A 12,719-nucleotide genomic window follows, 5' to 3' on the forward strand; every position below is an offset into this window, starting at 1 on the left:
ACACTTCTTTCTGTTTACTTTCGTTTTTTGTATGAGCACATCTGAACCCTAATGTTCGGATGCTCTCTTTGATATAACACTTATATTTATTCTTTTCCCTTTTCTGAGGGATTATTCGGCAAGGTTCTTACAAAGGTAAATAGGACGACCGTTTGAATGATGACCATAACCAGCAAAGTGATTCGAATATAAAAGTTATTGATAATCAAAATGGAAAATCCCATAAGAATATATAAGCTTATTAGGATTTTAAACTTTTTCTTTAAAGTAAATCCTCTGTCTCTTTTGAAGCTTTCCACATATTCATCGTAAATCTTCGTGTTGACCAACCAATGGTTGAATTTTTCCGAACTTCTGGAAAAGCACAACGCAGCTAGTAATAAAAATGGCGTGGTCGGCAATAAAGGGACGACAATGCCTATAAATCCTACGACAGCGAAGATAAGGCCGAGTGTAATGAGCAAATATTTCATTCAAGCACCTCTAATTGATAATTGATTTCAATTATAGCAAAAAACTGCTGCGAAAGAAAAAAACAGGCCATCTGCTGTCACGAGCAGCTTCTGACCTGTTTCAACTTCAAAAGATGTTCCATCCTCTATTTATAAAGTATTTAAAACTTGTGCTTAATATTCTGGAACTACGACTCTCCAACCTTGTGGGTCGTCTAATTTACCGCTTTGAATACCAGTGTATTCATCGTATAGACGTTGAGTAATTGGACCCGTTTCATTATTATTGATTGTGATTTCACGGTCTTCGTATTTTAAAGTACCCACTGGTGAAATAACTGCAGCTGTACCTGTTCCGAAGACTTCTTCTAATTCACCTTTATCATAAGACTCTAATAATTCATCAATAGAGATATGACGTTCTTCTACTTCGTAACCTAATTCTTTAGCTAAGGCGATAACTGTTTTACGTGTAATACCTGGTAAGATACTACCGTTTAACTGAGGTGTTACTAATTTACCGTTTTCTACGAAGAAGATATTCATACTGCCGACTTCTTCAATATATTTACGTTCTACACCATCTAACCACAATACTTGGTCATAGCCTTGTTCGTTGGCATTAGATTGTGATAGTAAGCTAGCTGCATAGTTACCTGCAACTTTAGCGAAACCTACGCCACCGCGTACGGCACGTACATATTCATCTTCGACATAGATACGTGTCGGTTTCAATGAATCTCCGCCGTAATAAGAACCAGATGGTGATAAGATAATTAATAATTTGTAGTTATTTGCAGGGTGAACACCTAATCCTGCTTCAGTCGCGAAGACAAATGGACGGATATATAAAGATTGTCCTTCTCCTTCTGGTACCCAATCGCGTTCAACGTCTACTAATTGTTTCAAGCCTTCTAATAACTCTTCTTCATCAATTTGAGGCATTTCTAAACGATCGAGTGATTGATTGATACGCGCGAAGTTTTGATCAGGTCTGAATAACACAACTTCCCCATTGTGTTTATAAGCTTTCAAACCTTCGAATACAAGTTGACCATAATGAAGCCCTTGTGCAGCCGGATCTAATTCAATCGGTGCATAAGGTGTAATCTTCAAATCATGCCAACCGCCTTTTTCGCTATCGTAGTCATAACTTAACATGTAATCTGTGAAGTGTTGACCAAACCCTAAATTTTTCGGATCTGGTTTTTGTTTTAATTCTTCACGTTTTTCGAATTTTACTTTTTCTGACATGATTGTGCCTCCTATAATAAATACTTAATAAAGTGTTAACACTCAAATTATAGCAATCTCGCTCGCGGTATTCAATGAGTTTTTAGAAAATTTAAAAAACACTACTATAATTTGAACCCTTTAAAGCCCTATCATTATTCTATATGCACTGCGGGAATGCAAACGGAAGCGGTTCTCTTTAAGACTTTAACAAAAAGACAGGCACATAATATTTCTAAGCCCTCACAAGAAATACTACATTGCCTGTCTTTAATTTATATTTTGTTATATCCAACTCGTCTATTTTAGAAACTTGTACCCTCTTTTCACAAGTTACTGTGTAATGACTCAATAAGCCTTAATGTTGTGTGGCAGCGTCTTTCTCTTGAATACCTTCTAACATCGCTACTGTCATTGCGTCTAAGTCATATTGAGGTTTGAATCCCCATTCGTCTGCAGAACAGCTGACATCGATACGGTCTGGCCAGCTATCAGCAATACCTTGACGCACTGGATCGACATCGTAATTCATTTCGAAATCAGGAATATGTTTACGGATGGATTCCGCAATTTCTTCTGGTTCAAAGCTCATACCGCTTAAATTATAAGCACAGCGATGTTTAATCTTGTCTCCATCCGCTTCCATCAACTTGATAATAGCATCAATGGCATCGTCCATAAACATCATATCCATATATGTGCCTTTATCGATAAAGCTTGTATATTTGCCATTACGCAAAGCTTCGAAATAAATTTCTACTGCATAATCTGTTGTGCCGCCGCCTGGTTCTTTAACGTAAGAAATCAAGCCAGGGAAACGTACGCTGCGTGTGTCGACGCCAAATTTACTATTATAATATTCACATAACAATTCACCCGAAACTTTATTGACCCCATACATTGAAGTTGGACGTTGAATCGTTAATGCTGGCGTTTTATCTTTAGGAGTTGTAGGTCCAAATGCGCCAATTGAACTTGGTGTAAAGAATTGCAAGTTATACTCACGTGCAACCTCTAAAGCATTGACCAATCCACCCATGTTAATATTCCAAGCTAATAACGGATTCTTTTCTGCTGTAGCAGATAAAAGTGCCGCCATATGCATCATCGCATCAGGTTTGAATTCTGCTGCAACTTCTTCCATACGATTGATATCTGTAACATCTAAAAGCGCAAACGGTCCATCCTTAATTGGAGAATCCGCTTCCGGCTCTCTGATATCCGTAGCCAAAACATTCTCTTCTCCATAAATCTCACGACATTTCAATACAAGTTCCGTACCGATTTGGCCAAGTGCGCCAGTAATCATAATTCTTTCCATGCCATTCATCCCCTCAAAAAAGTTCGTAGTAAATAAACATGGTGTATTTCTGAGATGTACATTCTGTCATTATTTGTATATATTCTACTATAATTCCTTACTATTGTATATACCATACGTACAAAAATAAGTAAAGCGCTTACATTTAAAATTGCAATTTTTCATCTAGAAATTAATTTTACTTTCGTTTTCATCCTTTTTTTGAAGCATTATAATATTTTGCGACTATACTGACGTAAATTTTCATAACCTTCTTTTTCATAAAAGAAAGCTGCAGAAAGATTCTTATCCCAATAATCTAACTCTACCGTTTGGCATCCCTGCTGCTGAGCAAAAGTTTCCGCAAAGGTCATCAAAGCGTGACCATGTCCTTGTTGACGATATTCTGCTTCAATACTTAATTGGTGAATATACAACGACTTCATTCCGTAACGAAAAGGAGTTTCCATTAATGAGATAATTTGAAACCAAATATAACCGATAGCTTCTGTACCTTGATATACTGCGTAGAAATACTGATCTTCTCTTTCTAATAACTTTTGAAAGAAATCTAAGCTGTCTAAATAATTAAAAGGCTTAAAAATATCCGGATAAGCCTTGGCATGCAAGCTATGGACCGCTTCATTCAATCTTGCTAAAACGGCAGCATCTCTACATACTTTTATTTCCATTACTTTCACCTTCTTTTATTGATCCGTTGAGACTAGAAACCTTCTTACTGTTTCTCCATCTATAACTACACTTTCTAATTCTTGCGTATGAAAAGCTAATATCGTTTTAGCAGAAGCAATATTACTTTTATCGCATGTCACAAGTGCATTAGGGACACCATGTTGATTTAAAAATTCAAGTCCTGCTTTCAACAAACTCTTCGCATAGCCTTGTCTTCGATAGTCAGGACGAACGCCATAACCGATATGACCTCCGATACGTTTTAAATGCTCATTGAGATGATGTCTTATGTTGACTGAACCAATAATTTTATCTTTAACCAAAAGAAAAAGTGTCGTATTTGGAACCCATTCTTTATTTAAAGTACGCTGTTTCAATTCAGAAACCAGCTCTCTGTACGAAGCATAACGCTTAGGATCTATGGCAGTCGGTACGATTGGTTCTTTTTCCCATGATTTGATATAAGCATCAAAAGCAGCCTCATCTGTTATTTCTAACTCACGTATTTCCACTATCATACGCCCCCTTATTTAGTCGCTTATTGATTTGTCTCTATGTTATCATGATTTTAACAATTTCTTTTATTGAATACATATTCAGGGGGACGCTATCATGTGTACAAGTTTTACTTTTACTTCAGATTATGATGCAGATTATCTTGCACGTACCATGGATTTTGCTTTTCAATTAAATTCTTTTCCTAAGGTTATGCCACGCGGTTATGAATGGGAAACTGCGAATGGCCGTACATTCAACTTCGATTATGGATTTGTGGGCACGGCGATGACGGTAAATGGTGTCGTATTTGCGGATGGCATTAATGAACAAGGCTTGTCCATTGCCGTTTTATATTATTCAGGAGAAGCTTCTTATGCGACTTCGACATCTTCTAATAATATTAATTTAGAACCAGAAGAATTTATTGTGTGGTTCTTAGGCATGAATGCATCCATTCACGATATGAAGGAAAATATCGATACAGTCCGCTTGCTCAAGCAAGTGAACCCAACTTTAGATAAAGTACCGCCATTACATTTCATCGTTACAGATCAAACTGGTCAAAGTGTCGTTATCACACCAGTGGATGGCCAACTCGTCGTCCAAGATAATCCGGTTCAAGTCTTAACTAATAATCCTAGCTTAGAGTGGCATTATCAGAACTTACGCCAACATACCACATTTAATGTAGAAGCCCCGGCGCCTCAATTATTAGGTATGAAACATATCGAGCCTATCGGAGTAGAAGCAGGCACTGAACATCTGCCTGGCGGTTACACTTCTCCCGCACGCTTTGTACGGGCTGCTTATTTCCGTCAATTTATTGAAGATACTGAAGATGACAATAAACGATTGAATAATATGTTTAAATTGTTAGATACCGTGAGCGTGCCACGCGGGATTATTTTAGATGAAGGCAAACCGCATTACACTCAATATCAGTGTGTAATGAATTGCAGCAAATTGAAGTACTACTATCGTGATTATTACGGTTCTGATGTTTATACGATTGAATTAACTGAGGAGTTGTTAACAGCAGAAGAACCGAAGTCTTATACTGTGAAACCTAAATTGAGATTTTCAAATCTAAATGAAGAAGAGGCAGACGCTTAAAAATTAATAAGTATAGAGCGCAGAAAAAGAGGGAACTGAGACAAATTAATGTCGCAGCTCCCTCTTCTCATGTTTTATTAAATAACGCCTAACTCTTTTCCTACTTTTTCGTACGCATTTAATGCTTCATCTAGCATCTCTTTAGTATGCGCTGCTGTAGGCATATTACGTACTCGTCCAGTTCCGCGAGGTACTGTTGGGAATGCGATAGATTTCACATAAACGCCTTCATCTTTTAAACGTTTGCTGAATTCTTGTGTTTTCTTTTCATCTCCAATAATTACTGGAGTGATTGGTGTTTCAGAGGCACCAATATCGTAGCCTAACTTTTTCAAGCCTTCTTTTAAATAATTGGCATTATCCCATAATTTATCATGTAATTCAGTAGAGTTCATTAACTTTCTTACGGCTGCAATAATCGCTGCTGAAGATTCTGGTGTTAATGAAGTTGAGAATAGGAATGGACGTGATTGCACTTTCAACCAGTCGATTAATTCTTGAGTACCTGCGACATAACCGCCTACTACCCCTATAGCTTTAGATAATGTACCGATTTGGAAGTCGATTTTATCTTGTAAGCCGAAATGTTTTACGGTACCTGCGCCTTTACCCATCACTCCTGATCCATGTGCGTCATCAACATAAGTAATCAAGCCGTATTCTTCTGCGATTTCAACGATTTCAGGTAATTTTGCAACATCGCCATCCATACTGAAGACACCGTCTGTGATATACATTACTTTATTATATTGACCTGATTCTACTGCTTCTTTTGCTTTTTTTCGTAAGTCATCCATATCAGAGTGATTAACACGAATAATTTTAGCTTTAGACAAACGGCAACCATCAATAATTGAAGCGTGATTCAATTCATCTGATAAAATCGCATCATTTTTATTCATTACCGCTGAAATAGCTGCCATGTTACAGTTAAAGCCTGATTGGTATGCAATGGCAGCTTCTGTGCCTTTGAATTCTGCTAAGGTTTGTTCTAATTCATCATGGATGTCTAACGTACCATTGATCGAACGCACAGCCCCTGCGCCGACACCATATTTGTCTACTGCGTCTTTCGCAACTTGTTTCAAGTCCTCATTCGTTGCCAATCCTAAGTAGTTATTAGAAGATAAGTTGATATAACGTTTACCATCAATTGTAATTTCCGGCCCATTCGCCCCTTCAACTGTATCGATTTCATTATAAAGACCATTATCTTTTAAGTATTGAATGTTTTCATCAAGAAAACTGTGTAATGATTGCACCATTTAAGTGAATCCCCCTTGTTTAAATAAATTCACATCTATCATAACCTATTTTTTTAGAATATAAAAGCTGCGAATCATTAACCTGCTATAAATTGTAATTCTTTAAATTATTCACCTTTTAATGGATAAGGTTTATTGCCTTGGCTACGTGCTATAATATGTATATCTATACTTTAATGAAGGGGTTGAAACCAATGATTAACTGGTATCAGCTTGCACATGATAAAGAAAAAACAATGATTCAAATTAGACGACACCTGCACCAGTACCCCGAGCTTTCTTTTGAAGAAAGTCATACACATGATTATATTGTGAATCAGTTAGAACAGCTTTCATGCGAGATTCGTCGTCCTGTCGGTAAAAATGGCATTGTCGCGACCTTCAAGGGACAAGGAGATGGACCTACAGTTGCATTGCGTGCTGATTTCGATGCATTACCAATTACAGAACTGAATGACAAACCTTATCGTTCTAAAAATGAAGGATGTATGCACGCATGTGGTCACGATGGACATACTGCTATTTTATTAGGTGTAGCGGAAGTGATTAATGAACATCTCGCGTATTTAAATGGCAACGTTGTTTTGATTTTCCAATATGGCGAAGAGATTGTGCCTGGAGGAGCGCAACAAATGATTGATGACGGCTGTTTAGAAGGTGTCGACCGTGTTTACGGCAATCATTTATGGAGTGGCTACCCAACAGGAATAATCTATTCTCGTCCTGGTGCTATGATGGCTTCTCCTGACGAGTTTACGATTAAGATTACTGGAAAAGGAGGGCATGGAGCCAAACCGCATGAAACGATTGACCCTATTGTCATCTTGGCTGAATTTATTTTAAGTGCTCAAAAAATCGTCTCGCGTACGGTGGATCCTGTTAAACAGGCTGTTGTGACATTCGGCATGATTCAAGCAGGGTCATCAGATAGTGTTATTCCTGACTCAGCAGTTTGTAAAGGCACAGTACGGACATTTGATGCAGAAATTCAAAATCATATTATGACGAAGTTGGATAAGTTGCTGCAAGGCTTAGCAGTCGCTAATGATATCGAATATAAATTAGATTACGAACGTGGATATGTACCTGTGCACAATAATCCGCAAGCTTATGAAATTGTAAAAGAAGCGGCAGATGATTTAAATTTACGCTTTACTAAAGCAGATATGATGATGGTCGGAGAAGACTTTTCAGCCTATCAACGCGTGCGTCCGGGCGCTTTCTTTTTAACAGGTTGCGGTAACCATAAGAAAGGTACTGACCACCCTCATCATAGTCCCTATTTTGATATTGATGAAGCGGCGATGAAATATGCGGCAAGTGAGTTTTTAAAGATATTAGAATTGGAAGAAGTTTTAAAGCCTGAAAGATTATAAAAATGATATAGGGAGCGGGACAGAAATATTTTTTGGTTGAAATTATTTCGTCGTTCTGCCCCGGCAAGGCTAACTAGAATAGAAAAAAGCTTGGAACAAGCGTACTTTCTATTCAGATAGCTACCGCTAATTCAAAGAGAGGAGCTGAGACATTATTATGTCCCGCTCCCTTAATTTTTTCCATAAAAAAAGAGCCCCTCAATGAGGAGCTCTCTAATATTAAGCATCAACTATTGTTGAGCTGAAATTATTGTTGGATTTCAGTAACAACGCCTGATCCTACAGTACGTCCACCTTCACGGATAGAGAAACGAGTACCGTCTTCGATTGCGATTGGAGCAATCAATTCAACAGTCATTTCTACGTTATCGCCAGGCATAACCATTTCAGTACCTTCTGGTAAGTTAACAACGCCTGTTACGTCAGTAGTACGGAAGTAGAATTGTGGGCGGTAGTTAGAGAAGAATGGAGTATGACGTCCACCTTCGTCTTTAGATAAAACATAAACATCAGCTTTAAATTTAGTGTGTGGAGTAATAGAGCCAGGAGCTGCTAATACTTGTCCACGTTGTACGTCTTCACGTGCAACACCACGTAATAAAGCACCAATGTTGTCACCAGCTTCAGCGTAGTCTAATAATTTACGGAACATTTCTACACCTGTAACTGTAGTTTTCATGCTTTCTTCAGTGATACCGATGATTTCAACTTCTTCACCGACTTTGATTTGACCACGTTCAACACGGCCTGTAGCAACAGTACCACGACCAGTGATTGAGAATACGTCCTCAACTGGCATCATGAATGGTTTATCAGAGTCACGTTCTGGAGTTGGAATGTAGTCATCAACTGCTTGCATTAAGTCTAAGATTCTTTGTTCGTATTCAGCATCGCCTTCTAAAGCTTTCAATGCAGAACCAACGATAACTGGTACATCGTCACCAGGGAAGTCATATTCAGATAATAAGTCACGAACTTCCATTTCAACTAATTCTAATAATTCTTCGTCGTCAACCATGTCAGCTTTGTTTAAGAATACAACTAAAGCTGGTACACCAACGTTACGTGATAACAAGATGTGTTCACGAGTTTGTGGCATTGGACCATCTGCAGCAGATACTACTAAGATACCGCCGTCCATTTGAGCAGCACCAGTGATCATGTTTTTAACATAGTCAGCGTGTCCTGGGCAGTCAACGTGAGCATAGTGACGTTTGTCAGTTTGATACTCGATGTGTGAAGTATTGATTGTAATACCACGTTCTTTTTCTTCTGGAGCGTTGTCAATCATGTCATATGATTGTGCTACAGTGTCACCATTTTTTGCTAATACAGTTGCAATTGCAGCTGTTAAAGTTGTTTTACCATGGTCAACGTGACCGATAGTACCAATATTGGCATGTTCTTTTGAGCGATCGAATTTTTCTTTAGCCATTATGAAATCTCTCCTCTTCTTAATAAAAAGTTATTTTAATTTTTATCTCTCATGATAGTTTCTCACCATCATGAGAGCACTATTGTTGTGTTGTGTAAAGGACTAATTCCTTTATAAAGCATTTGCATGAAAAAATCAATTCAGGAACCCTGCCAAAGAATTCTTGGCTGTGAACCTAAAGATAAATACGATTATTCACCTTTATTTTTCTTGATGATATCTTCTGCAATTGATTTTGGTACCTCTTCATAATGATCGAAGTACATAGTGTAAGTTCCGCGACCTTGAGTGTTAGAACGTAATGAAGTTGCGTAACCGAACATTTCTGAAAGTGGAACGAATGCACGAACCATTTGAGCGTTACCGCGAGCTTCCATACCATCTACGCGTCCACGACGAGATGTTACGTCACCCATGATGTCACCCATGTATTCTTCAGGCATTAAGATTTCTACTTTCATCATTGGTTCTAAGATTACTGGATCTGCAACTTTAGCAGCTTCTTTAAGCGCTAATGAAGCAGCGATTTTGAAGGCCATTTCAGATGAATCGACATCATGGTAAGAACCATCGTAAAGCTTAGCTTTAACGTCGATTAATGGATAACCAGCTACTACACCGTTTTCCATAGCATCTTTAAGACCAGCTTCAACTGATGGGATATATTCACGAGGAACTACACCACCGACGATAGCGTTTTCGAATTCGAAACCAGCGCCGACTTCGTTAGGTGTGAATTCAATATGAACATCACCATATTGACCACGACCACCAGATTGACGAGAGAATTTACCTTGAACTTTAGCTGGTGTTTTGAATGTTTCACGGTATGAAACCATTGGCGCACCAACGTTAGCTTCAACGTTAAATTCTTTTTTCATACGGTCTACAAGGATATCTAAGTGAAGTTCACCCATACCGCCGATGATAACTTGTCCAGTTTCTTCATCAGTGTGAGCATGGAATGTTGGGTCTTCTTCTTGTAGTTTAACTAAAGCTTGAGTCATTTTATCTTGGTCAGCTTTAGATTTTGGTTCTACTGACAAGTGAATAACAGGTTCTGGGAATTCCATTGATTCCAAGATAATGTCATTTTTCTCACCGCATAAAGTATCACCAGTACCAGTTTCTTTAAGACCTACCGCAGCAGCGATATCTCCTGAATAAACTGTGCTGATTTCTTTACGAGTGTTAGCGTGCATTTGTAATAAACGACCTACACGTTCACGTTTGTCTTTAGTAGAGTTTTTAACGTATGAACCTGAGTTTAAAGTACCAGAGTACACACGGAAGAATGTTAATTTACCAACATATGGGTCAGTCATAACTTTAAATGCTAATGCAGCGAAATCTGCATCATCATCAGGTGGTGCGACAACTTCTTCATCAGGGTTGTCAGCATGATGACCAACGATAGCTTTAACATCTAATGGTGAAGGTAAGTAGTCAATTACTGCGTCTAACATTAATTGAACACCTTTGTTTTTGAATGCAGTACCGCAAAGTACAGGATAGAATTCAATATCCAAAGTAGCTTGACGGATTGCTGCTTTCAATTCATCAATAGTGATTTCTTCACCTTCAAGGTATTTTTCCATTAATTCTTCATTAGCTTCAGCAACAGATTCGATCAATGATTCACGAGCTTCTGCAGCTTTGTCTTTATAGTCATCTGGAATTTCAATTTCAACAACTTCTTCACCGAAGTCGCCGTTATATTGGTAGCATTTCATTGTTACTAAATCAATGATTGCTTCAAATTCGTCTTCTGCACCGATTGGTAATTGAATCGGTTGTGCATTCGCTTGTAAACGGTCATGCAAAGTGCTTACTGAATATTCGAAGTTTGCACCTAATTTGTCCATTTTGTTAACGAATACGATACGTGGAACACCATAAGTTGTTGCTTGGCGCCAAACTGTTTCAGTTTGTGGTTCAACACCTGATTGTGCATCAAGTACTGTTACAGCACCATCAAGTACACGTAAAGAACGTTCAACTTCAACTGTGAAGTCTACGTGTCCTGGTGTGTCGATGATGTTTACACGATAATCATGCCATTGAGCAGTTGTTGCTGCTGATGTGATAGTGATACCACGGTCTTGTTCTTGTTCCATCCAGTCCATTTGTGAAGCCCCTTCGTGAGTTTCACCAATTTTATGGATACGACCAGTATAGTACAAGATACGTTCAGTAGTTGTAGTTTTACCAGCGTCAATGTGAGCCATGATACCAATGTTACGAGTTTTTTCCAAAGAAAAGTCTCTAGCCATTGTATTGTTTCTCCTTCCAGTAATTACTGAGTAAATACTTTGATATGGCGATGCCCTAAGCATGCCTTTGGATGTACCAAGTTGAACACGCTCAGGGTTAAACCGTTAATCTTACCAGCGATAATGTGCGAATGCTTTGTTAGCTTCAGCCATTTTATGAGTATCTTCACGTTTCTTAACTGCGCCACCTGTATTGTTAGCTGCATCTAAGATTTCGTTAGCTAAACGTTCTTCCATAGTTTTTTCACCACGAAGACGTGAATAGTTAACTAACCAACGTAAACCTAAAGTAGTACGACGTTCTGGACGAACTTCTACTGGTACTTGGTAGTTAGAGCCACCTACACGGCGAGCTTTAACTTCTAATACTGGCATAATGTTGTTGATAGCTTCTTCGAATACTTCAATTGCATCACGACCACTACGTTCTTGAACGATGTCGAATGCTGAATAAAGAATTCTTTGAGCTGTTCCGCGTTTACCGTCTAACATGATTTTGTTAATCAATTTAGTCACTAACTTAGAGTTGTGAATTGGATCTGGTAAAACGTCTCTTTTTGGTACTGATCCTTTACGAGGCATAATCAGAGTCCTCCCTTCATATTATAGTATAATCTCACAATTTATCTCGAAAATTTACGCAATCTTAAACTTATTTTTTAGGACGTTTTGTACCGTATAATGAACGGCTTTGCATACGACCTTCAACACCTGAAGTATCAAGTGCACCACGAACGATATGGTAACGCACACCAGGTAAGTCTTTTACACGACCTCCACGTACAAGTACAACACTGTGTTCTTGCAAGTTATGGCCGATACCAGGGATATATGCGTTGATTTCGATGTTGTTTGACAAACGAACACGAGCATATTTACGTAATGCTGAGTTAGGTTTTTTAGGTGTCATTGTACCAACACGAGTACATACGCCACGTTTTTGTGGTGAGTTCAAGTCAGTAAATTGTTTTTTCATACTATTGAAACCTTTGTTCAAAGCAGGTGAATCTGATTTCTTCGCTTTGCTTTTTCTAGGTTTGCGCACTAATTGGTTAATAGTTGGCATTTAAGATGTCCTCCT

General features: G+C 38.3%; 12 protein-coding genes. 2 read left to right on the forward strand and 10 right to left on the reverse strand.

Annotated features, from left to right (window positions below; all coding sequences use genetic code 11):
• Positions 1-86: 86 nt before the first annotated feature.
• From CNQ82_RS12900 to CNQ82_RS12920, 5 genes are all read right to left on the reverse strand, one after another.
• Positions 87-473 (reverse strand): YbaN family protein, encoded by a 387-nt coding sequence (locus tag CNQ82_RS12900; RefSeq protein ID WP_123145587.1) that lies wholly within the window; start codon positions 471-473, stop codon positions 87-89.
• Positions 474-626: 153 nt separating this feature from the next.
• Complete coding sequence (locus tag CNQ82_RS12905) at positions 627-1,706, reverse strand: branched-chain amino acid aminotransferase (protein WP_123145588.1); 1,080 nt, start codon at positions 1,704-1,706, stop codon at positions 627-629.
• Between the two features lie 337 nt (positions 1,707-2,043).
• The gene (locus CNQ82_RS12910) at positions 2,044-3,006 is read right to left on the reverse strand and encodes an L-threonine 3-dehydrogenase (protein ID WP_123145589.1); all 963 of its coding nucleotides are present in this window, start codon (positions 3,004-3,006) and stop codon (positions 2,044-2,046) included.
• A 209-nt stretch (positions 3,007-3,215) separates the two neighbouring features.
• Positions 3,216-3,677, reverse strand: coding sequence for a GNAT family N-acetyltransferase (locus CNQ82_RS12915; protein ID WP_123145590.1), 462 nt, complete (start codon positions 3,675-3,677; stop codon positions 3,216-3,218).
• 15 nt (positions 3,678-3,692) lie between these two features.
• Positions 3,693-4,190 (reverse strand): GNAT family N-acetyltransferase, encoded by a 498-nt coding sequence (locus CNQ82_RS12920; RefSeq protein WP_164711980.1) that lies wholly within the window; start codon positions 4,188-4,190, stop codon positions 3,693-3,695.
• A gap of 100 nt (positions 4,191-4,290) precedes the next feature.
• On the opposite strand from CNQ82_RS12920, the gene CNQ82_RS12925 reads away from it, so the two are divergent.
• Positions 4,291-5,289, forward strand: a complete 999-nt coding sequence (locus CNQ82_RS12925) for a choloylglycine hydrolase family protein (RefSeq protein ID WP_123145592.1) — start codon at positions 4,291-4,293, stop codon at positions 5,287-5,289.
• A gap of 77 nt (positions 5,290-5,366) precedes the next feature.
• Here CNQ82_RS12925 and CNQ82_RS12930 read toward each other — a convergent pair whose 3' ends face one another.
• Positions 5,367-6,554 carry a glycine C-acetyltransferase gene (locus tag CNQ82_RS12930; RefSeq protein ID WP_123145593.1) on the reverse strand — a complete coding sequence of 396 codons (1,188 nt, stop codon included), beginning with the start codon at positions 6,552-6,554 and terminating at the stop codon, positions 5,367-5,369.
• Between the two features lie 194 nt (positions 6,555-6,748).
• On the opposite strand from CNQ82_RS12930, the gene CNQ82_RS12935 reads away from it, so the two are divergent.
• A complete protein-coding gene (locus tag CNQ82_RS12935; protein WP_123145594.1) occupies positions 6,749-7,930 on the forward strand; it encodes a M20 family metallopeptidase in 1,182 nt (393 codons plus the stop codon).
• A 247-nt stretch (positions 7,931-8,177) separates the two neighbouring features.
• Here the strand turns inward: CNQ82_RS12935 and tuf are convergent, their stop codons facing one another.
• From tuf to rpsL, 4 genes are all read right to left on the reverse strand, one after another.
• Positions 8,178-9,365: an elongation factor Tu gene (gene tuf / locus CNQ82_RS12940; RefSeq protein ID WP_123145595.1), complete on the reverse strand. Its 1,188-nt coding sequence runs from the start codon at positions 9,363-9,365 to the stop codon at positions 8,178-8,180.
• 191 nt (positions 9,366-9,556) lie between these two features.
• On the reverse strand, positions 9,557-11,638 hold the full coding sequence (gene fusA, locus CNQ82_RS12945; RefSeq protein WP_123145596.1) for an elongation factor G: 2,082 nt from the start codon (positions 11,636-11,638) through the stop codon (positions 9,557-9,559).
• Positions 11,639-11,749: 111 nt separating this feature from the next.
• On the reverse strand, positions 11,750-12,220 hold the full coding sequence (rpsG, locus tag CNQ82_RS12950; RefSeq protein WP_012664233.1) for a 30S ribosomal protein S7: 471 nt from the start codon (positions 12,218-12,220) through the stop codon (positions 11,750-11,752).
• A 70-nt stretch (positions 12,221-12,290) separates the two neighbouring features.
• Positions 12,291-12,704: a 30S ribosomal protein S12 gene (gene rpsL / locus CNQ82_RS12955; protein WP_012664232.1), complete on the reverse strand. Its 414-nt coding sequence runs from the start codon at positions 12,702-12,704 to the stop codon at positions 12,291-12,293.
• Between the last annotated feature and the right edge of the window lie 15 nt (positions 12,705-12,719).

It is taken from the genome of Staphylococcus debuckii (assembly GCF_003718735.1).
GTDB lineage: Bacteria > Bacillota > Bacilli > Staphylococcales > Staphylococcaceae > Staphylococcus > Staphylococcus debuckii.